At 68.8% G+C, this 20,206-nt stretch carries 12 protein-coding genes and 1 tRNA gene; 8 read left to right on the forward strand and 5 right to left on the reverse strand.

The window, feature by feature from the left end:
• Nucleotides 1-587: 587 nt before the first annotated feature.
• A complete protein-coding gene (locus tag C5E07_RS04315) occupies nucleotides 588-1,955 on the reverse strand; it encodes a zinc-dependent metalloprotease (RefSeq protein ID WP_104298565.1) in 1,368 nt (455 codons plus the stop codon).
• A 130-nt stretch (nucleotides 1,956-2,085) separates the two neighbouring features.
• On the opposite strand from C5E07_RS04315, the gene C5E07_RS04320 reads away from it, so the two are divergent.
• The 4 genes from C5E07_RS04320 to C5E07_RS04335 all read left to right on the forward strand — a co-directional run bounded on the left by C5E07_RS04320 (nucleotide 2,086) and on the right by C5E07_RS04335 (nucleotide 8,230).
• The gene (locus tag C5E07_RS04320; protein WP_104298566.1) at nucleotides 2,086-3,303 is read left to right on the forward strand and encodes a PDZ domain-containing protein; all 1,218 of its coding nucleotides are present in this window, start codon (nucleotides 2,086-2,088) and stop codon (nucleotides 3,301-3,303) included.
• 158 nt (nucleotides 3,304-3,461) lie between these two features.
• Nucleotides 3,462-6,401 (forward strand): UPF0182 family protein, encoded by a 2,940-nt coding sequence (locus C5E07_RS04325; protein WP_181057785.1) that lies wholly within the window; start codon nucleotides 3,462-3,464, stop codon nucleotides 6,399-6,401.
• 562 nt (nucleotides 6,402-6,963) lie between these two features.
• Nucleotides 6,964-7,040, forward strand: a tRNA-Met gene (locus C5E07_RS04330).
• A gap of 299 nt (nucleotides 7,041-7,339) precedes the next feature.
• On the forward strand, nucleotides 7,340-8,230 hold the full coding sequence (locus C5E07_RS04335; protein ID WP_104298567.1) for a DUF817 domain-containing protein: 891 nt from the start codon (nucleotides 7,340-7,342) through the stop codon (nucleotides 8,228-8,230).
• Here the strand turns inward: C5E07_RS04335 and C5E07_RS04340 are convergent.
• Nucleotides 8,227-9,756 carry a cell wall metabolism sensor histidine kinase WalK gene (locus C5E07_RS04340; protein ID WP_104298568.1) on the reverse strand — a complete coding sequence of 510 codons (1,530 nt, stop codon included), beginning with the start codon at nucleotides 9,754-9,756 and terminating at the stop codon, nucleotides 8,227-8,229. The two genes, C5E07_RS04335 and C5E07_RS04340, sit on opposite strands and share 4 nt — an antisense overlap.
• The gene (locus tag C5E07_RS04345; RefSeq protein WP_104298569.1) at nucleotides 9,753-10,532 is read right to left on the reverse strand and encodes a response regulator transcription factor; all 780 of its coding nucleotides are present in this window, start codon (nucleotides 10,530-10,532) and stop codon (nucleotides 9,753-9,755) included. Before C5E07_RS04345 ends, C5E07_RS04340 begins: the two co-directional genes overlap by 4 nt.
• Before the next feature lie 111 nt (nucleotides 10,533-10,643).
• Between C5E07_RS04345 and C5E07_RS04350 the strand changes: the two genes are divergently transcribed.
• A complete protein-coding gene (locus tag C5E07_RS04350) occupies nucleotides 10,644-11,273 on the forward strand; it encodes a GNAT family N-acetyltransferase (RefSeq protein ID WP_160072300.1) in 630 nt (209 codons plus the stop codon).
• On the opposite strand, the gene dnaE is transcribed toward C5E07_RS04350, so the two are convergent.
• Both dnaE and C5E07_RS04360 read right to left on the reverse strand, forming a co-directional pair.
• Nucleotides 11,192-14,545, reverse strand: coding sequence for a DNA polymerase III subunit alpha (gene dnaE, locus C5E07_RS04355; protein ID WP_104298571.1), 3,354 nt, complete (start codon nucleotides 14,543-14,545; stop codon nucleotides 11,192-11,194). The two genes, C5E07_RS04350 and dnaE, sit on opposite strands and share 82 nt — an antisense overlap.
• A gap of 7 nt (nucleotides 14,546-14,552) precedes the next feature.
• Nucleotides 14,553-14,837, reverse strand: coding sequence for a hypothetical protein (locus C5E07_RS04360; RefSeq protein ID WP_104298572.1), 285 nt, complete (start codon nucleotides 14,835-14,837; stop codon nucleotides 14,553-14,555).
• A 180-nt stretch (nucleotides 14,838-15,017) separates the two neighbouring features.
• On the opposite strand from C5E07_RS04360, the gene C5E07_RS04365 reads away from it, so the two are divergent.
• From C5E07_RS04365 to C5E07_RS04375, 3 genes are all read left to right on the forward strand, one after another.
• A complete protein-coding gene (locus C5E07_RS04365) occupies nucleotides 15,018-16,166 on the forward strand; it encodes a mandelate racemase/muconate lactonizing enzyme family protein (RefSeq protein ID WP_104298573.1) in 1,149 nt (382 codons plus the stop codon).
• Between the two features lie 151 nt (nucleotides 16,167-16,317).
• Complete coding sequence (locus C5E07_RS04370) at nucleotides 16,318-17,634, forward strand: MFS transporter (protein WP_181057787.1); 1,317 nt, start codon at nucleotides 16,318-16,320, stop codon at nucleotides 17,632-17,634.
• Entirely contained in the window at nucleotides 17,631-20,141 is a 2,511-nt protein-coding gene (locus C5E07_RS04375) for a glycosyl hydrolase (protein ID WP_104298575.1), read from the forward strand. The genes C5E07_RS04370 and C5E07_RS04375 overlap by 4 nt, the downstream gene beginning before the upstream one ends.
• The last annotated feature ends 65 nt before the right edge of the window (nucleotides 20,142-20,206 follow it).

Genomic DNA, 20,206 nt, shown 5'->3' on the forward strand with positions numbered 1-20,206 from the left:
GCGGGAGAACGTAGTCTCCGCAGTCGACGACGAGGCCGATCTCGGCGGGTCTCGGGGGCTGGTAGTCGCCGCGCGCGCTTCGCACCGTGCAGCCGAGCGCCGCGACGTGCCCGGCGAGGTCATCGCCGGCGATCGTGCCGCGCACGAGGATGACGGGTGGTCGCGCCTTGCCGCGAGGTGCGGCTGCCCCGGACCTCCGGCGCGGCGAGACGGGTACCGGTTCGAGGAGCGCCCGCACGCGCCCGAGCAACGCCTCGATCTCGTCGCCGTTCAGTCCGAGTCGTGCGCCCCGCTCGTGGAACTGCGCGAGCGTGCCGCCGCTCCGCAGCGACTCGATGAGCCGCTCAGTCGCCGCGCTCGGGTCGCGGATGACCGCACGAGCGTTCACGCCGCCCAGTTGCAGCTCGGTGGGGGAGCGCCACACGAGGGGCACGCCAGGTGGCAATCGCAGTTCCATGCAGAGATCCTGCTGGAACGCTCAAAGCCCCGCAGGAGTTCTCCACAGCCCACGTCGGACGAGGCCGAGGCCGAGCCAGGACCGGGACCGCAGCCATGACCGGTGGCTGCGGTCTGCCGGAGGCGCGAGATCAGCTCGTTGGCGTGTCGCCACCCTCCGGTGCGTCGCCGAACGCCGAGGGGTCGTCGAGGAACTTCGTCAGCGCCTCGTCGTACTCGTCGGCGGGGAGCTCGCCGAATCCGAGCCTCGTGACGAGTGCCTCGGGGTGGTCGATGTCCTCGCTCGTCGGGAGAGCGTCGAAGTGGGCCCAGAGCTCGTCACGGGCGGCCGCTCCGTGCGCTTCCGAGACTGCGCGCCACATGGCGGCGGCCTCGCGGAGGCGGCGTGGACGGAGCTCAAGCCCGACGAGCGAGGCGAAGGCGCGCTCGGCGGGGCCGCCCACGGCGCGCCGGCGCCGCACGGTCTCCGCGAGTGCGACCGACTTCGGCAGCCGCGCTGTCGCGTCTTCCGTGACGACGTCGACCCAGCCCTCGATGAGGGCGAGCATGGTCTCGAGGCGGGCGAGTGCCGCCTCCTGCTGCTCCGTGCGGGGCGGGATGAAGGCGCCCTCGGAGAGCGCAGCCCTGATCCCGTCCGGGTCGCTCGGGTCGAGCGTCTGCGCGAGCTCCTCCATACGGGAGACGTCGATGCTCACCCCTCTCGCGAACTCCGTGATCGAGGAGATGAGGTGCAGGCGCAGCCACTTGGCGTGCTGGAAGAGCCTCGCGTGGGCTGTCTCGCGGACGGCGAGGTAGAGCTCGACCTGCTCGCGGTCGACGTCGAGACCCTCGGCGAAGTCGTCGATGTTCTGCGGCAGGAGCGAGGGACGGCTGTGGTCGAGCACCGGCACGCCGATGTCGCCTCCGGCGACGACCTCCTCAGCGAGGTTGCCGACGACCTGGCCGAGCTGCACGGCGAACATCGCGCCGCCGATGCCGCGCATCATCGAGGACGACTGGCCGAGCAGCTGCGCCATCTCCGGCGGGGTCTGCTCGGTGAGCACGTTCATGAGGGCGTCGGCGATGCTCGTCGCAACGGGCTCGGAGAGCGAGGTCCAGAACTGGATGGAGCCGGTGATCCACTCGAGTCGGGTGAGCGTCGCTGGCGACTCGCTGAGCTCCCCGAGCTGGGTCGCCTCGCTGAGCCACAGCTGCGCGACGCGGAAGGCCTGGTCGAATCGGGCGGCCTCCTCGGAGCTGATCTCGCGGTTCTTGGGCTGCGCGACCCGACGGGCCTGGTCGCGTGCGACCTGCCAGTCCAGTCCGTTGCCCGGGTTCGCGACGGCCGCCTGCAGCTGCGCCAGCAGCGCCTGCACCGCGGCAGGGTCGTTCGGGAGCCCAGCGACTCCCGCCAGCTTGGCGGGGTCGAAGCCACCCTGCCCGCTCAGCAGCTCGCGGAGCAGCTTGCGCAGCTCGTCTTCGGATCCGTCGTCGGGAATCGGTCCCTGTGCATCACTCATTCCGCACCTCCCAGCGCTTGGATCTACGCTAGCTCGTGGCCCCTCCAAGGAAGGGTCGCCGTGACTGCGTATGCGCCGAGTGCCTTGCGCCACGGGCGAACAATAGCCGCAGGACATCGAAACGAGCGCAGTGACCTTCTTCTCCGAACCCTCCTCAGAGGGGGATGCCCGAGTTCGCGAGCAGTCAGAGGCGTTTGCCAGGGCGCACGAGGCGAACCGCCGCCGCAGCGAGGAGGGCTCGAGGCGGGCGCGCGTCGGACTCGTCTTCCTCTCCATCGGGATGCTCCTGCTCGTCGCCCTCGGCTTCAGTCCGGCGCCGTACGTCGTGCGCTCTCCCGGCCCCGTCTTCGACGCGCTCGGCACGGTGCAGGCCTCGCAGGAGGACACGACGCAGGTCGAGGTCATCACGATCGGCGGGGCCGACACGTTCGAGCCGTCTGACGGGCAGCTCGACGTCATGACCGTGAACGTCGGGGGCCGGCCGGAGAACCTGCCCAACTGGTTCGAGGTCTTCATCGCTCTTGTGACGCCATCCAACGACGTCCTCCCCGTCGAGGCGTACTACGCCGACGCGGAGACCGGCGAGCAGCGCGATGCGCAGAACGCCGCGCTCATGCAGGGTTCTGAGGCCGATGCGATCGCCGCAGCGCTCATCAACGAGGGGTACGACGTCGGAACTGCGCTGGCGGTCGTCTCGGTCGGGGAGGACGGGGCTGCGGCGGGCATGCTCGAGCCCGGGGACATCGTGAAATCCGTCAGTGGGATCCCGGTCGACTCGACGGAGGGCCTGCCAGCGGCCGTGGCCGAGGCATCCGGGGGCGACCTCGACAGTCTCGGACCGGTCGACGTCGTCGTGGATCGGGCCGGCGAGAGCAAGACGTTCTCGATCACGCCACGCCCGGGACTCGTCGAGGGGGAGGAGCGGCCGCTGCTCGGAGTCACGGTCGCCACCCAGCACGAGTTCCCGATCGATGTCGACATCGAACTCGGCAACGTCGGCGGACCGAGCGCGGGGCTCATCTTCGCGCTCGCCGTATCCGACAAGCTCGTCGACGGCGACCTCACACAGGGCCTGCACATCGCGGGCACCGGCACGATGTCGCCCGATGGCACGGTCGGCAGCATCGGCGGCATCACGCAGAAGCTCTACGCCGCCGTGGAGGTCGGCGCTGACCTCTTCCTCGCGCCAGCGGACAACTGCCAGGACGTCCTGGACGGGGGCATCCCCGGTGACATCCCGGTCTACGCCGTGTCCTCGCTGAACGAGGCGGAGCAGGTCATCCAGACGGTCGGGGACGGCGGAGACACCGGCGCGCTGCGCACCTGCGAATCGGTTCTCGGCTCATGACCCACGCCAGTCTCAGTTTTGCCAGGCAGTTGCCAGATAAACTCCTCTAGTTCCCCTTTCTCGGAAAACAAACGGCCCCTCCAGGCAATGACAGGTACGACGTGACAAGCACTGCAGCTCAACAGCCCCAGAGTCCGAAACCCGCCAGCCGACGTCGGATGGGACCGCTCACGATCACACTGCTGATCGTCGTGGCGCTCCTCGTCGTCTTCTTCTGGTTCGCTGGCCGATACGCGGACGTGCTCTGGTACGACCAGCTCGGCGTCCTCGAGGTCCTCCTCACCGAGTGGGGTGCCGGGGCGATCATGTTCGCCATCGGACTCGTCGGCATGGGCGTTCCCCTCTACGCCAACCTGCAGATCGCCTACCGTGCGCGTCCGGTCTACGCCAAGCTCAACGAGCAGCTCGACCGCTACCAGCAGGTCATCGAGCCGATCCGTCGCGGTGCGATGATCTTCGTCCCCGCTATCTTCGGCCTCTTCGCCGGCGTCGCGCTCATCGCCTCCTGGCAGACCGTGCTGATGTGGATGAACTCCACTCCGTTCGGCGAGACCGACCCGGTCTTCAACCTGGACGTCTCGTTCTACATCTTCCAGCTGCCGTTCTTCCGAGGCGTCGTCGCGTTCGTGAGCGCCGTCGTGCTCCTCTCGCTGATCCTGACCGCGGCAACGCTGTACCTGTACGGCGGAATCCGCGTGACCGGTCGCGAGGTCGTCATCTCCAAGAGCGCCCGCACGCACATCGCGATCCTCGCGGGTCTCTACATGCTCGTGCAGGCGGTCAGCTTCTGGCTCGACCGATACGCCGCGCTCAACACGCTCTCCGGTCGCTGGACGGGTGTGCTCTACACCGAGGCGAACGCGACCATCCCCGGCCAGGGCATCCTGGCCGGAGCCGCGATCGTCGTGGCCGTCCTCTTCTTCATCGCCGCGGCCATCGGTCGCTGGCGTCTGCCGCTCGTCGGCACGGCCCTGCTCGTCATCGTCGGCCTCGTCGTCGGCATGGTGTACCCGTGGATCGTCCAGCAGTTCCAGGTCGGACCGAGCGAGCAGGCACTCGAGACCCCGTACATCCAGAACAACATCGATGCGACTCGAAGTGCCTATGGGCTCGATCAGATCGAGGAGATCAACTACGCCGCAGAGACGACGGTCAGCCAGGGGCAGCTCCGGAACGACGCCGACACCACGGCGAACATCCGTATCCTCGACCCATCGCTCGTCTCGCCGACCTTCGCGCAGTTCGAGCAGGAGCGTGCGTACTACCAGTTCCCTGACCGCCTCCACGTCGACCGCTACGAGATCGACGGCCAGGTTCAGGACGCCGTCGGCTCCGTCCGCGACATCAACATCGCCGGTCTTGGCGCTGACGCGCAGTCCTGGGTCAACAACACCATCGTCTACACGCACGGCTACGGCCTCGTCACGGCGTACGGCAACCAGCGTGGACCCGACGGTCAGCCCCTCTTCATCGAGGGCGGCATGCCCAGCGAAGGCGCACTCGGCGATTTCGAGCCGCGCGTGTACTTCGGGCAGTCCTCGCCCGAGTACTCCATCGTCGGCGCCCCGGAAGGCTCCCAGCCCGCCGAGTTCGACCACGTCTCCGGCGCCGACGGCGCAACGCAGACGTACAACACGTTCACCGGTGAGGGCGGCCCCGACCTCGGGAACTTCTTCAACCGCCTCGTGTACGCGATCAAGTTCCAGTCCGAGCAGATCCTGCTCTCCGAGTACGTCAACGACGAGTCGCAGATCCTCTACGACCGCGACCCTGCCGAGCGCGTGCAGGCCGCTGCCCCGTACCTGACGATCGACTCCGATCCGTACCCTTCGGTCGTGGACGGACGCCTCACCTGGATCGTTGACGGCTACACGACGAGCAACAAGTACCCATACTCCGAGCTCGCCGGCCTGCAGAACCTGCTCGAGGACGCGGACACCCCAGCGTCGTCGCTGCCGCCAGAGGTCATCAACTACATGCGCAACTCGGTGAAGGCGACCGTGGACGCGTACGACGGAAGCGTCACGCTCTACGCGTTCGACGAGACCGACCCGATCCTGCAGACGTGGCAGAAGGTCTTCCCGTCGACGCTCAAGAACGTGTCGGAGATGTCGGGTGAGCTGCTCAGCCACATCCGGTACCCCACGGACATGTTCAAGGTGCAGCGCGAGATGTTCGCCAGGTACCACGTGACCGACGCGAGCACGTTCTACAACCAGACGAACGCCTGGCAGCTGCCGCAGAACCCCACCGGGGGAGAAGCGTCACAGCCTCCGTACTACCTGACGATGCAGCTCCCGGGTCAGGAGTCGGCGTTCTCGATCTACTCCACCTACATCCCGTTGACAAACGCGAACGCGCAGTCGAGGAACGTGCTGAGGGGGTATCTCGCCGCCAACTCCAACGCGGGATCCACGGACGGAACCGTCGCGGATACGTACGGGAAGATAACTCTGCTGCGAGTCGAGAACGACAACGTCAATGGCCCTGGCCAGGTGCAGAACATCTTCAACTCGAACGAGACGGTCGCCAACCAGCTGAACCTGCTTGAGCGAGGCGGTCAGACGCAGGTGCTGCGAGGAAACCTCCTCACGGTGCCGGTCGGCGAAGGGTTCCTGTACGTGCAGCCTGTCTACGTCGAGTCGACCGGTGAGACCAGCTACCCGCTGCTGAGGCGCGTGCTCGTCGCATTCGGCGACAAGATCGCGTTCCAGCCGACGCTCGACGAGGCGCTCGATGAGCTCTTCGGCGGCGACGCCGGTGCTGATGCAGGTGACGGCGGCGTCGAGGTTACCGACGACCTGCCCGTCGACTCGGTCCCTGACGACACGACCGCGACGCCGGCACCGACCGCGACGACTCCGCCCTCGGGCGGCGGCACGGGAACTCCTCAGGAGCAGCTCTCGACCGCGCTGGCGGACGCCGAGAAGGCCCTTGAGGATCGGACGGCCGCGTACGCGAACAACGACCTCGTTGCGGCCGCCGAGGCCGACCAGCGGCTCACCGAGGCGCTGAACCGTGCCCGTGATGCGGACAGCCAGGTGTCCGGCACGTCGGTGACGCCGAGTGATTCCCCGGAGCCGACGCCGACCACGTAGGCGCCGAGCTGCACACGCCGACGGGCGTCACCCTTTCGAGGGTGGCGCCCGTCGGCGTCTGCGTGCCCGGACGTCCGCGCCTGCGCACGCTCCCGCTCCCGCGTGCTGGTGCTCCCGCGTGCTCACGTGCCCGCGTGCCCGCGTGCTCTCGTGCCTGCGTGCCCGCGTGCTCGCGTGCCTGCGTGCCCGCGTGCTCGCGTGCCCTCGTGCCCGCGCTCCCCGGCGTCCCGAGGCTGGAGTTGTGGGTAAGTGCTGTTCGGGCGGCCGCTGACGGCCTCATGCCACAACCTTGTGCCCGGCGAGTTGGTCGCGGGGCTGGGATGCGGGGTTGGGCTGCGTCGCGAGCGCGTGGTCCTCGCTCGGGGCGCGACGCGCCCGGGATGCGTCTCATGGCGGACTCCGCAGCGGGAATTCGCGCGAAATCGAGGAGATTTGGCCCTGATGCCGGCCCGGGGAGGAGCCTGCGGCAGGTGCCTCATGCCCCCGACACGCCGGGTTTTCCGGGGAAGTGGGGGCCTGAGTTGCACGACGCTATGACCGCTGGTAATGTTTTCTCTTGTGCCGCGGGGTGGAGCAGTTCGGTAGCTCGCCGGGCTCATAACCCGGAGGTCGTAGGTTCAAATCCTGCCCCCGCAACCAGATCCGCATAAGTTGGGATTGCTCGAAAGAGCAAAATGTAACTGCGGCACGAGGCCCGCTTCCTTTCGAGGAAGCGGGCCTTTCGCATTCCGCGCCACCGCGCGAGGAGGCGTCCAGTGATCGGCCCGGGATCCCGGTCTCTGCGGATCGATCTCTTCCCCGTCCCCGTCCCCGTCCCCGTCGACGCGGGGGTTCCCGGGCGCCAGGGCCAGCCTCAGGGGCCTCGCGGACAGGTGCCGCTAGTGTCGGCCATTCGACGTGCGCCGATCGTTGGCGCTGGAGGAGAGCGGCGGTTCCAGGTGGCCAGATTCACGAGCCTCGAGCAGCGCATCGACGACGTCGCGGGGCGCCTCCTCGAGCGTGCCCCCGCACACGGCCTCAGGGCCGGCCTCGTCGAGTTCCTGGTCTTCGGGCTCAAGCAGGCCTGGGCGTGCATCTTCGGGGCGCTCATGCTCGTCGTGATCATCGCCGCGAGACTCTGGTATCCGGACGATGCGCTGCTGGCACGCAACGATGCCCTCGTCATCGCCGCCGTCGCAATCCAGATCTTCATGGTCGTGGCCAGGCTCGAGACCGGCCGCGAGCTGCTGGTCATCCTCGCCTTCCACATCGTCGGCACGGGAATGGAGCTGTTCAAGACGAGCGTCGGCTCGTGGAGCTACGCGTCCGGGGGAGTGCTGCACATCGGCCCCGTGCCGCTCTACACGGGCTTCATGTACGCGGCGGTCGGCTCGTACATGTGCCGCGTCTACCGGCTCTTCGACCTGCGGTTCTCCAGGTACCCGCGCATCTGGCTCACCGTGGTCGCGGCCGTCGCCATCTACGTGAACTTCTTCACGCACCACTACGCCTACGACTTCCGGTACGTGCTCCTGGTGTTCGTGGCCGTGCTGTGGGGCCGCACGTGGATGCACTTCCGCGTGTTCCGGAGGACGCTCCGGATGCCGTTGCTCGTGGCGTTCCTGCTCGTCGCCCTGTTCATCTGGTTCGCCGAGAACATCGGCACCTTCGTCGGTGCGTGGGTGTACCCGAATCAGGAGCACGGCTGGGAGCTCGTGTCGATCACGAAGCTCCTCTCGTGGTTCCTGCTCATGATCATCTCCGTGGTGATGGTCACGCTCGCGTACCCGCCGAGGCCGCCAGGCAGCGGAGAGGGCGCAGTTCCCGTGTCTCGTGAGGTGGCGGGCTAGTCCCAGGCCTTGGCCGCGGGGATCCGCACGATGAAGGCGGCGCCGTCCTCGGACTCGGCGGCGATCTGTCCGCCGTGCGCCTCGACGATGGACTTCACGATCGCGAGTCCGAGGCCAGTGCTGCCGGACGCGCGGGTCCTGGCGGAGTCGCCGCGGGCGAACCGCGAGAAGAGATCCTGGCGGAGCGTCTGGGGGATGCCCGGCCCGTCGTCGCGAACGATGAGGACCGCCTCACGTCCCGTCGCCGACGCGGCTGCGAGCTCGTAGCGCACGGAGACGTTGACGTGCGTGCCCTTCGGGGTGTGCAGGCTGGCATTCGAGAGCAGGTTCACGACGATCTGGTGGAGGCGCTCCCAGTCGCCGAGCACCGAGACCTCGCTGGGCGGCACGGTCGCGCTCCAGTGGCGGTCGGCGTCGCTCGCCTGCGCGTCGCTGACGGCGTTGATGACGAGCTCGGACAGGTCGACGGTGTCGAACTGCAGGTCCTGCCCCTCGTCGAGGCGGGCGAGCAGGAGGAGGTCGTTGACCAGCGAGCTCATGCGAGTCGCCTCGGACTCGATGCGTGCGAGAGACCGCTCGGTGGTGTCGGGCAGCGACGCCGAATCCTGCCGGGTGAGCTCCGCGTACCCCTGGATCGCGGCGAGCGGCGTCCGCAGCTCGTGGCTCGCGTCCGTGACGAAGCGACGCATCCGCTGGTCCGCCGCGGTGCGCACGGCGAAGGCCTCGTCGACGTGCGCGAGGAGCTTGTCGAGGGCCTCGCTCACCTTGCCGACCTCGGTGCGAGGGTCGATGTCGTCGAGCTTCACGGCCTTGCGGAGGCCGACCTCGCCAGAGGCGAGGGGCATCTGCGCGACGTTCTCGGCGGCCGTGACCACGCGCGACAGGGGACGCATGGCGACTCGCATGACGAGCGCGACGAGGAGGACGATGAGGCCGATCCCGAGCGAGGAGAGCACGAGCGTGAGGACGGTCTGGTTGAAGGTCGCGTCACGGGCGGTGTCGAGGGAGACGGCGGAGATGAGGGCGTAGCTCGGGTCGCCGTCCCACTCGTGGATCATGACGCGGAAGTCGCCGGCGGCGTCATCGAGCTTGATCGTCTCGAGCAGCGAGTGCTGGGTCGCGAAGCCGGGCGACTGGACCAGTGCCGTGAGCTCGTTCTTGATGGTCTGGTCGCATTCGACCGCGGAGGTCTCGCTGAACGATGCGGAGTCGATGATCTCGCCGTCGTGGGCGAGGGCGATGATGGTGCCCGGCGCGTGGCCGACGAAGTTGATGAGGGGCTTGACCTTCGGCGCCGCCGAGTCGCCCATCTTCGAGGGGTGCGGATGCGTGCCCGGGACGTCGACGCGGTACTTGTCGACGGAGTTCTCCAGCACCGACATGGAGGCGGCGAGCTGCGTGTTGACGACGCTCGTGATGGCGGAGTTGAGGGCGACGACGTTCATGATGCCGATCGCGCTCATCACGAAGGCGACGACGAGGGTGACGCCGACGATGATGCGCGCGCGCAGCGTCCACGGCCTCATTCTGCTGGCCTGATGACGTAGCCGACACCGCGCACCGTGTGGATCATGGGGGTGCGGCCGGCGTCGATCTTCTTGCGCAGGTAGGACACGTACAGGTCGACGATGCTCGCCTTGCCGGCGAAGTCGTAGTTCCAGACGCGGTCGAGGATCTGGGCCCTGCTGAGGACCCGCTTCGGGTTGCGCATGAAGTAGCGCAGCAGCTCGAACTCGGTGGTAGTGAGCGCGACGGGGTCGCTGCCGCGGCGCACCTCGTAGCTGCTCTCGTCGAGGAAGAGGTCGCCGACCCGCAGCTGGGAGGCGTCGTCGGCGACCGCCTCACCGGCGCGCTGGATGAGGCCGCGCAGTCTGGCGACGAGCTCCTCGAGGCTGAAGGGCTTCGTCATGTAGTCGTCGCCGCCAGCGGTGAGCCCGATGATGCGGTCGTCGATGGAGTCCTTCGCGGTGAGGAAGAGCACCGGTGTGGCGTGTCCCTGACCTCGGAGGTTCCTGAGAATGCTGAGGCCGTCGATGTCCGGGAGCATGATGTCGAGCACGACGACGTCCGGCCGCTCGGCGGTGAACTTCGCGAGCGCATCCCGGCCGTTGTTGGCGACGTCGACCTGCCACCCCTCGTAGGAGAGGGCGAGGCTGACGAGGTTCGTCAGGGTCTCTTCGTCGTCGACGAGCAGCACGCGGATGGGGGTGCCATCTGGGCGGTGGAGTCGGGGGAGCTGCGCGAGGACCGCCCGACGGCGACCGGGCTCGATGATCGGGTCAGCGGCGGCGGAATCGGGCATTCCATCATCGTGTCATGGGAACGGCGTCGTGGCGGGGTGTTCGCTGCTCCTCATAGAAAGCTCAAATCTTCTCTCACGCGGGGCATGAGAGGAGTTCGTAACCTGCGACGCATGACACTCCAGCGAATCCAGCAGCCCGACCTCGGGAGCCGTGCGCCGGGAGTCAAGAAGGACTTGCAGGGTGGCCTCTTCCATCGGCCCCGTTTCCTCCGCGGCCCCCGCACCGAGCGTCCGTTCGACGCGCCCCAGCTGTTCACGGAGCGTCTGGTGCTCCGCCCCCACGACGTGCGTGACGCGGAGGCCTGGCACGAGATCGTGTCCGACGCCGAGGTCGTCCGCTACCTGCACTGGAAGCAGCGCGACCTGACGGAGGCGACCGAGCACCTGAGCCGCCGCACGACGCACACGCGTCTCTGGCAGACGGGCGACTTCATGGCCCTGGCCGTCGAGCACGACGGCAAGCTCATCGGGGACGTGTCGGTGCACCTGCGCGACGTCGAGCCCGAGCACCGCTCTGCGGAGCTCGGCTGGATCATGCATCCGGGATGCGCGGGGCAGGGCTTCGCCACCGAGGCGGCGGATGCGCTGGTCGAGTACCTGCGCGACTATGTCGGCGTGAAGCGCGTGCTCGCGGTCATGGACCTGGAGAACGAGGCGTCCTACGCGCTCGCGAGGCGCCTCGGGCTGGCGGAGATATCCCGTTCGGACGACTCGAGGACCACGGCGCTCGACCTCGTCTGAGCGGTTCCCGCGGCACCGGATGCGGACATGAGCTGTGCGACCTCGAGGAGGTCCCACGCCATGTCGCCCGTCACGGAGATGCCCTTGGCGCCCGATCGGCGAGTCTTCCCCCGCGCCAGCATGTAGTGCGTGCGGAACACCCGGTTGCCTGCACGCTCCTGCGCGTCGTGGAAGAACACGATCTGCGAGAGTCCGGTGCTGTCGTCGAGGGAGACGAACACCGTGCGCCGCCCGCCACGCATGGGCGGGGTGTTCGTGGCACGCCGCACCCCCGCGATGAGCACGTCGGTGCCGCCTGGCAGGTCCATGAGCGAGCTCGCTGGAGTGACTCCGAGCTGACGGAAGAGCGGGAAGAAGCGCTCCATCTGGTGCCGGCTCACGCCGAGGCCGAGCTCCTGCAGCTCCAGGTCGGTCTGCGTCTTCCCGTGCAGGTCCATGGTGGTCACCCCGCGAAGCTCCGGGATGGGCAGGGGGAACGCGAACGCCTGCTGGTGCTCCGGTACTCGCGTCGGCGTGCTCGTGAGCGAGCGGATGAACGCGAGCAGCTCGTGCCGCCTGCGCGGCTCGTAGTCGATGAACACGTCGAGTGCCCCCACTCTGGCGAGGGAGTCGAGCGTGCTCCGGCGTGGTCGGACACGAGCGCGGAAGTCGGCGAGCGAGTCGAACGGCTGGTGCTCGGCGACCCTGTCGCGTTCCGCCGATGACATGCCGCGCACATCCGCGAGGGACATGCGAACCCCGTCGCGTCCATCCGGGAGCGGCTCGACCGTGTACTCGAGGCCTGAGCGCTGCACGTCGATCGGGAGGAGCGGGATGCCCAGATGCCTCGCCTCGGCGATGATGAGGTCCTTGCCCCACATGCCGGGGTCGTGGGTGAGGAGGCCCGCCCAGAAGTGCGCGGCTCGATGGGTCTTGAGCCAGGCGCTCTGGAAGGTGGGCAGGGCGAACGCAGCGCCGTGGGCTTTCGCGAAGCCGAAGCTGCCGAAGCCGGCGAGCACCTTCCATGACCGGTCGATGATCTCTGGCGGGAACCCACGCTCTGCGGCCCTGCCGCGCACGAGCTCCTCGATGCGCGGCACGAGCTCGGGCTTCGCGAGCCAGCGTCGGTACACGTCGGCGAGCTCGAGGCCGCACCCCGTGAGCTCGTCGAAGATGCGCATGACCTGCTCGTGGAAGACGACGACGCCTTTCGTCTCGAGCAGGATCGGCTTGAGCCTCGGATGGATGTAGTCGGGCATCACCTCCCCGTGGCGGGCCCTGAGGAAGTGGAGGGGCATGTTGTTCTGCATGGGGCCAGGGCGGAACAGGGAGATGTCGATGACGAGGTCGTTGAACACCTCTGGCTGCAGCTTGCCGACGAGCTCCATCTGTCCCGGGCTCTCGACCTGGAAGATGCCGAGGGTCTTCGTCGAGCGGATGGTCTCGTAGGTCGCCTCGTCGTCGAGGGGAAGCGCATCGAGGTCGAGTTCCTCACCGCGGGTGCGCTTCAGCTCCTTCACGGCGTGGGCCATGGCGCTCTGCATGCGCACCCCGAGGATGTCGAGCTTGATGAGCCCCATCGGGTCCATGTCGTGCTTGTCGAACTGGCTCATGGGCAGGCCGATCCCCGACAGCTGCACGGGAGTGCGGTCGAGGAGCGAGACGTCGGAGAGGATGACCCCGCACGGGTGCACGGAGATGTGCCTCGGCAGGGAGTCGAGCCGCTCCGTCGCCTCGACGAGCACCTCGAGCTGCCGTGAGCGACGCACCTCCTCCGCGAACTCGCGAAGCTCGGGCTTCTCGGCGAGGGCCTGCCTGAAGCGCTTCGCGGAGAAGCGCCACAGCTCCTTGGCGATGCGGTCGACTTCGCCGTCGGCGAGCCCGAGGGCGAGGCCAGCGTCGCGGACTGCACCCCTCGACCCGTAGGTGTTGACCATCGACATGAGGGTGACCCGCTGCCCGCCGAACTCGTCGAAGATGCGGTGGTAGACGCGGTGGCGCTCTGCGCTCTCCACATCGAGGTCGATGTCGGGGAGCGTGCGTCGCTCATCGGAGAGGAAGCGCTCCCAGATGAGCCCGAGGGAGACGGGCTCGACGTGGCTCGTGTACAGGAGGTAGTTGAGCAGCGATCCGACACCTGAGCCTCTGGCCTGCACGCGGACCCCCATCTCCTTGATGAGCTCGACGACGTGCGAGACGGTGAGGAAGTAGGGGGCGAAGCCCAGCTTCCGCACCGTCCTGAGCTCGTGGGCGAGACGGTCCTGCAGCTCCCGCTCGTGGGCGGCGGATGCACCCGGGTAGCGCGCGGGGATTGCGGCTTCCGCCTTCGCCCTGAGCACCTCGAATGGGTCGCCGTGGATGCCGAAGCGGGTGACCTCCGGCATGCGCGGGGTGCCGATACCCGCATCTCGCTCCGGGTCGATGACGCAGCTCTCGGCGAGCAGCCTCGTCTGGGCGAGGAGGTCATCGGCGGCCGAGGCTGCGTGCCCGCCGGCATCCGCCACCATGCGCGCGACCTGCCGCATGAGGTTCGCCGGCTTGAGCCAGGCCTGCGCCGTCGGCGCCAGCTCGATGTCGTCGAGCGCACGCCTCGCCCGCACGGCATCGGCGATGTCGACCGTCGCCGCCTCCTCGGGGGAGGCGTAGCGCACGGCGTTGGTGAGCACTGCCCGCAGCCCGAACTCTGTTGCGAGGCCCAGCATCCGCGTCGCGGCCGTGACCGACCCCGGGGTGCCAGGCTCGGCGAGATGGCAGACGATCTCGACGACGAGCGAGGCGCGCGGGAGCCCGTGCCGCCAAGCACGCAGACGCTCTCTGGCCAGACCCAGCTGGGTAGCTGAGGCCGCCGTGCCGACGTCGCTCGTCGGGCCGAGCAGGACGGTGAGTCTCGTCGCCCCCTCGTCGGTGCAGGCGAGCTCGGCCAGGCGGGCGAGGGGGATGCTCGGCTCGTGGATGCGCGTGGCGGCGCTCGCGGTGGTCTCGTGGGCGGCTGAGACGGCCCGGCAGAGCGCCGCGTACCCGGAACCGCCGTCACCGCCGGCTGCGAGCACGACGACCCGGCCGAGGGGCTCGCCTCGCTCGTCGTGCACGGCGAGCTCGCTGCCGAGGACAGCCCGAAGGTTCGCGGTCCGGCATGCGAGGAGGTGCTTGACCGCACCGGAGATGCCGTCGCGGTCGGTGAGTGCGAGCGTGTCGAGGTCTCGCTCGGCGGCGGCCTGGGCCAGCACCTCGGGAGGGGAGACCGCATAGTGCGCGCTGAAGCCCGACGAGACGTGCAGGTGCGGGAAGCTCATCGCGTCGTCACTCCCAGCTCAGGGCGAGTCGCCAGCCGCCTGGGGCGCGACAGAGGTCGTACAGGTGCTCCCCGTGCTGCTCACGGGGGCTGTCTCGAACGGCGGTGACGCGCCACAGCTCCTGGTCGATGCGCGTGGGGGAGGAGTCTCCGTGCCACCACGGCGGGAGTCTGCGGAAGTAGGCCTGCGGCTGGCCGGTGACGGTGTAGAGGAAGCGCTGCCACACGAAGGAGGTCGGCTGCCCGTCGCCGCTGATGGCGACCTCGATGGTGTCGTCGATGACGGTCGGCATGGGCTCCCCCTTCGCTCCTTCGAATCTGTATTCGAACGTGCATCCAGCGTAAATCGCACCACCGACAGTGGCAACCGCAAGCCTCAGTCACAGGATGAAGGTGCGGGAGTTCAAGCTAGACAGATTCCAAATCTGTCTGATAGCTTTCGCGAAGAACGTCACCCTCAAGGACGAAGGACTATGACTCACACCCCAGACGCCACCCGCTCGGCAGACTCCATCCGCTCGATCGAGCTGTCCACGCTCCGCCTCCCGCTGGCCACTCCGATCTCCGACGCGAAGGTCTTCACGGGGAGGCAGAAGCCCATGACGGAGGTCGTCTTCCTCATCGCCGAGATCCAGACAGCGCAGGGCTTCTCCGGCCACGGCTTCAGCTACTCGAAGCGCGCCGGCGGCGCCGCCCAGTACGCCCACGCCCGCGAGGTCGCCGAGGCCGCGCTCGGCGAGGACCCGAACGACATCCAGAAGCTGTACTCGAAGCTGCTCTGGGCCGGAGCATCCGTCGGCCGCTCCGGCGTCGCGACCCAGGCGCTCGCGGCACTCGATATCGCGCTCTACGACCTCAAGGCGAAGCGAGCCGGCCTGCCCCTCTCGAAGCTGCTCGGCGCGCACCGGGACTCGGTCCGGACGTACAACACGTCAGGCGGGTTCCTGAACGCGTCCCTCGACGAGGTCCGCGAGCGTGCGACGCAGTCGATCGCGGAGGGCATCGGCGGGATCAAGGTCAAGGTCGGGCTGCCGGACACCGCCGAGGACCTCCGCCGAGTCCGCGCCGTCCGCGAGCACATCGGCGCGAGCGTGCCGCTCATGGTCGACGCGAACCAGCAGTGGGACCGCGCGACCGCGCTGCGCATGGGGCGGCGCTTCGAGGAGCTCGACCTCGCCTGGATCGAGGAGCCACTCGACGCCTACGACGCCGAAGGGCACGCCGACCTCGCACGCGCGCTCGACACCCCGATCGCGACGGGGGAGATGCTCGCGTCGGTCGCCGAGCACCGGCAGCTCATCGCCGCGAGGGCCTGCGACATCATCCAGCCGGATGCGCCCCGCATCGGCGGGATCACGAACTTCCTGCGCCTCATGACCCTCGCCGACGAGGCGGGCCTCGACCTCGCCCCGCACTTCGCGATGGAGATCCACCTGCACCTCGCCGCGTGCTACCCGCGTGAGCCGTGGGTCGAGCACTTCGACTGGCTCGACCCCCTCTTCGAGGAGCGCCTCGAGACGTGCGACGGACGGATGCTCGTCCCCGACCGCCCAGGGCTCGGCTTCACCTTCAGCGAGCAGGCCCGCGCCTGGACGACCGAGAGCGTCACGCTGACCGCCTGACCGCCTGACCGCCTGACCGCCTGACCGCCTGAGCGGACACCACCACCACTTCCTCGGCGCGCGTCGTCGAGGCCATGAGTTCGACTGCGCGGCCTGAGCCGCGCGCTTGCCGACGATGTCGTCGGCGATACTGACAGAGAGGTCCTCGAACATGTCCAAGAAGCCAATGTCCACCCGCAAGATGTGGTGGATCGCACTCATCTCGGGAATGGCGTCCTATATCGACGCCGCCGCGATGACCTCGAGCGGGACGGCCCTGGTGCTCCTCAAGGACACCCTGGCCCTGACCCCGGAGATCATCGGGGTGCTGTCCTCGGCGCTCACGTTCTCGGTTGCCATCGGCGCCCTCTTCGGCGGGCGCCTCGGCGATCTGCTCGGACGCAAGGCGGTCTTCATCGCGACCATGGTCATGATCGCCGCGGGTTCGGCGCTGCTGGTGTTCGTCGAGGTGTTCCCAGGGCTGCTCGCCGGCATGATCCTCGTCGGGCTCGGCGCGGGCGCTGACCTGCCGGTCTCCCTCGCGACGATCTCGGAGATGGCCAAGTCCGGACTGCGCAGCAGCATGATCGGCTTCACCCACTTCCTCTGGAAGATCGGCAGCATGGTCGCGCTCGGGCTCGCGACCATCGTCGGCAGCATGGGCCAGCTCGGGGCGCAGATCCTGTTCGGGCACATCCTCGTGGTCACCCTGCTGACGCTCGTCGCGAGGTTCGCGGTTCCGGAGTCGACGCTGTGGCTCGAGCAGCGCGAGGCGGAGAAGGCGGGTGCAACGAGCCGCTCGGATGCGGCGCTCGGGTGGAGCACGCTGAAGACGCTCCTCAGGGCGCCTTTCGCGAAGTACTTCATCGTGCTCGCCGTCTTCTACACGCTCATGAACCTCGGTTCGAACACGGTGAGCCAGTACGGGGCCTACATGTACACGGAGGTGGCCGACTCCACGGTCCAGGTCTACTCGACGGTGAAGCTCATCACCATGTTCCTCGGCGCGATCCTCGTCCTCCTGTTCATGCGGGTCGTCGGGACACGGTGGCGCATGAGCTGGTTCGTGGGAGGCGCGATCTGCACGATCACGGCCATGTGCGTTCCGCTCGTCTTCGGCGTGACCGAGTCGACGCTGAACATCATGATGTTCCTGTGGCTCATCGGCACCGTGTTCGCTGGGGAGGGCATCATGAAGATCTGGACCCAGGAGTCGTTCCCGACGCTGCTGCGTTCCTCAGCGCAGGGCGCGATCATCGCCATCGCGCGATTCGGCTCGTCAGCGCTCGTGCTCGTCACTCCGGTCGTCCTGGCGACCGGCCCTGGGGCGCTCTTCGGGTTCCTCGCTGGCTCCTGCCTCGTCGCGGTGGTCCTCGCCTTCGTGGTGTTCGCGCGCCAGCGCACGACCGTCATCGACCAGGAGGAGGCGGACGCCGCCGCCGAGCAGAGCGCATCCGCGGACCGGGCGCGCCTCGAGGTGCGGGGATGAGCGGCACGATGCAGGAGGTCGTGCAGGTGCTCCGGGGCGAGACCGGTCACGCGGCACCGCTCATGCGCTGGTGGTGGTTCTCGACGCACGTGAGCGAGGCGGCGATCGACGCCGACCTGGACGCCATGCTGGCCGCTGGGATCGGCGGGGTCGAGCTCGCATTCGTGTACCCGGTGGATGAGGGCGGGTTGCGTTTCGGCGATCCGGAGTTCCTCGCGCTCGTGGGCTTCGCCGCGCGAGGGGCGCGGCGGCGAGGGCTGCGCTTCGATCTCACGCTCGGCGCGGGATGGCCGTTCGGTGGGCCGCACATCGACGCGTCGACGGCAGCTCGGGGGCTCCACTGGGAGCGAATCGAGCTCGCACCCGGCGCGACCGAGCTCGTCTTCCGGCCCTCGTTCGACGGCGATGCGCTGGTGAGTGCCTATGTGGGCGCCGGCTCCATCCAGGAGCTGCCCGCCGAGTGGGTGCTCGCCGAATGCGGGGAGCGCATCCACATTCCGGCCCTGGGCGGCGGGCCGAGAGTTCTCCTGGTCGCGGTCTCTCGCCTCACCGGCCAGAACGTGAAGCGCGCGCCCCGAGGTGCTGAGGGGCTGGTGCTCGACCACTACTCGGCGGTCGCCGTGCAGGCGCACCTGGAGGCGGTCGCGACGCCGCTCCTGGCCGCGGCGGGGGCCACGCGTGTGCACGCGGGGTTCTGCGACAGCTTCGAGGTGTACGAGTCCGATTGGACGACGGAGCTTCCTCGGGAGTTCCTCGCTCGACGGGGCTACGACCTGCTCCCGGAGCTCTGGCGGCTGGAGATCGACGGCGACGGCACGGCTCGGGTGCGCACCGACGTCATGACGACGCTCAGGGAGCTGTTCGAGGAGCACTTCGTGCAGGCGTTCGGAGACTGGGCGCACGGACACGGCCTGCTCTTCCGCGCGCAGTGCTACGGGGAGCCGCCCATGCTCATGAGCAGCTATCGCGACGTGGATCTCATCGAGGGCGAGGGGTGGGGATGGCGGCGATGGACGAAGAACGCGTGGGCGGTCTCCGCGGCCGGCGCCTACGGCAGGTCGCCCGTGTCCTCGGAGACGTGGACCTGGGTGCATTCCCCGTCGTTCCGGGCGGGGCCGGCCGACCTGCTGGGGGAGGCCTACGAGCATCTGCTGAGTGGCGTCAACCTCCTCGTCGGCCACGGCTGGCCGCTCGGGGGAGCGCTCGGTCACGGACAGCCGGTGTTCTACGCGTCCGGTGCTCTCGACTCGAGGAACCCGTGGTGGCCGGTCGCGCGTGAGCTGTTCTCTGGGCTCGCTCGCGTGAGCGCCGTCCTCCAGCTGGGCGAGCGGATCGCGCAGGTCGCCATCTACCATCCGGTGGCCGAGCTGCTGGCGAGCGCCAAGGGGGAGCGTCCGTTCGACCTGTGGCGGCAGACTCGTCGCTACGTGGACGACGAGTTCGTCTCGGCGGTGCGCACCACCGGCCTCGACTACGACCTCGTCGACGACGCGCTCCTCGAGGTCGGCGGCGCAGACCGCTTCGAGGTGCTGCTCGTGCCGGCGGGCTGCGCGCTCTCCGCCGCCGCGGCGCAGCTCCTGTCGTCGGCGGGTGTTCGCGTGGTCCACCTCTCGGCGTCCCGCGGCCAGGAGCGGCGGGCAGAGATCCGCGCCGCCGTGCACGGGACGGTCCCGCCGCTCGCGACGAGCGCACCGGACACCGTCGGGGTCACGACCCGCCAGCTCGAGGGCTCGCGCATCTCCCTGCTGGTGAACACCGGGGAGCGTTCGGCCGACGTCGTGCTGAGAGCCTGCGACGACAGCACGCTCACCGTGTGGGACGCCGTCTCCGGGCGGAGACGAGCGGTGGTGCGGGACGACGCCAGCCGTACCGTGCGCCTCGGGTCCTACGAGGCCGTGCTCGTCGGTCAGACTCAGGGAGAGGGGCCGGTGGGCGTCGACGAGCTGGAGACGACCGACCCGGTGCTGGGCCACGGCCACGAGGAGCCCCTCGCGGCAGGCTGGTTCGTGCGCACATCCAGCGGACGTCGGCCCGTCACGCTGCCCCACACGTGGGAGGACGACCCGGAAGTCGCCCACGACGACGAGCAGCTGGTGTACGAGATGACGGTGGAGCTCGAGCGCCCCGCCTCCGCTGCCCTCGACTTCGGCGACGCCAGCGTGCCCGAGGTCAGGGCCGAGCGTCGGGAGAACTCCTTCGCGCTCCCGGCTGACCCGCCTGTCGGCGCGGCTGCAAGCGTCGAGGTGGACGGCCTGCCCGTGGGGAGCGTCTGGCGGGCGCCCTACTCCGTCCAGCTCGGACGGCTCGCCGAGGGGCGCCACACGATCACGGTGACGGTCTCCTCGCTCGGGGTTCGAGGGGCCGCGGCGCGGGCGATCGATGGGACGAGCCCCGCGGCGCGAGCCGCGAACGGCGTCAGGTTCCGAGTGCAGGATGCGAGCCGAAGGCGGGACGGGGTGCGCTCCGGCATCCTCCGGGTGCCGACCCTGCGGCTCAGCGCTGACTGACGCGCGTCGGACGCGCACCGTCGCAGACTGCGCCCCAAGGAGCTTCCTCCCCGAGGCCCCCGCCC

It is taken from the genome of Pseudoclavibacter sp. RFBJ3 (assembly GCF_002931375.1).
In the GTDB taxonomy this organism is placed as follows: domain Bacteria; phylum Actinomycetota; class Actinomycetes; order Actinomycetales; family Microbacteriaceae; genus Pseudoclavibacter.

Coding starts and splice junctions, on each gene's coding strand:
- C5E07_RS04315 (WP_104298565.1), bottom strand. CDS start 1,955: ATGAGTGATGCACAGGGACCGATTCCCGACGACGGATCCGAAGACGAG.
- C5E07_RS04325 (WP_181057785.1), top strand. CDS start 3,462: ATGGGACCGCTCACGATCACACTGCTGATCGTCGTGGCGCTCCTCGTC.
- C5E07_RS04340 (WP_104298568.1), bottom strand. CDS start 9,756: ATGAGGCCGTGGACGCTGCGCGCGCGCATCATCGTCGGCGTCACCCTC.
- C5E07_RS04345 (WP_104298569.1), bottom strand. CDS start 10,532: ATGCCCGATTCCGCCGCCGCTGACCCGATCATCGAGCCCGGTCGCCGT.
- C5E07_RS04350 (WP_160072300.1), top strand. CDS start 10,644: ATGACACTCCAGCGAATCCAGCAGCCCGACCTCGGGAGCCGTGCGCCG.
- dnaE (WP_104298571.1), bottom strand. CDS start 14,545: ATGAGCTTCCCGCACCTGCACGTCTCGTCGGGCTTCAGCGCGCACTAT.
- C5E07_RS04360 (WP_104298572.1), bottom strand. CDS start 14,837: ATGCCGACCGTCATCGACGACACCATCGAGGTCGCCATCAGCGGCGAC.
- C5E07_RS04365 (WP_104298573.1), top strand. CDS start 15,018: ATGACTCACACCCCAGACGCCACCCGCTCGGCAGACTCCATCCGCTCG.
- C5E07_RS04370 (WP_181057787.1), top strand. CDS start 16,318: ATGTCCAAGAAGCCAATGTCCACCCGCAAGATGTGGTGGATCGCACTC.
- C5E07_RS04375 (WP_104298575.1), top strand. CDS start 17,631: ATGAGCGGCACGATGCAGGAGGTCGTGCAGGTGCTCCGGGGCGAGACC.